Origin of the sequence: Paenibacillus sp. OT2-17, assembly GCF_009827695.1 — a bacterium.
Lineage (GTDB): Bacteria > Bacillota > Bacilli > Paenibacillales > Paenibacillaceae > Paenibacillus > Paenibacillus polymyxa_B.
The window spans coordinates 1-624 of sequence record NZ_WUDQ01001024.1 but is presented as its reverse complement, the minus strand read 5'-3'; the positions used below and the strand labels follow the sequence as shown (position 1 = coordinate 624).

Sequence of the window (624 nt, the reverse complement as noted above, 5' to 3'; positions counted from 1 at the left end):
TCTTCTTTATTACGTCCGCCATTGTCGGACTTCCTTTTTTCGGTAGCTATCTTGTGGTTTGTTTGAGCAGAACGCTTCGTAAGGATACCTACCTGTTCATCTTTGACGAACACAGCATTTCCGATGGTATTCGAACTGTCCCGTGGGCTACAATCACTAAAGTCGAATTCGAAGGGGCCTCCATCCGCAAATGGCTGCGCCCTCGCTTTCCCGCCTTTATTTTTCATCTGAATGACCGCAGCACCTGGGAAGTCAGCACCGATTATGTGTTGAATGATATGGAGCTGAACCAAGCCGGGAAACAACTTCGAACTCTCATTAACCAGCATAGCAAGCCAAAGAAAAAACATTCCTGAATAGTGCCATTGAATATATCAAAGCTTGTCTCTATCATATGCAGCTACAAGAGCCACAACCACTGCTGCCGAGTTGGCCGCAGCCAAATCAAGATTAGAGTCAAAAGAATCCGCCGCTTCTACACCGGCAAGATCAGACAAAGAACGGACAGCCAAAAATGGAACACCAAACTGGTACGCAGTCTGAACGACCGCGGCCCCTTCCATATCCGTCACTTTCGCTTCAGGAAACTGGCTACGGATAAAATGGGCGCGCTCAGCCTGGGAG

General features: G+C 48.2%; 2 protein-coding genes. One reads left to right on the top strand and one right to left on the bottom strand.

From position 1 onward, the window contains the following. Positions 1-356 (top strand): hypothetical protein (locus GRP75_RS28845; protein ID WP_160791101.1); only part of this gene is annotated, 356 nt, incomplete at its 5' end. Positions 357-374: 18 nt separating this feature from the next. Here the strand turns inward: GRP75_RS28845 and GRP75_RS28840 are convergent. After that, positions 375-624, bottom strand: a 250-nt coding sequence (locus GRP75_RS28840; protein WP_160791100.1) for a phosphorylase family protein, incomplete at its 5' end; no start/stop codon positions are given.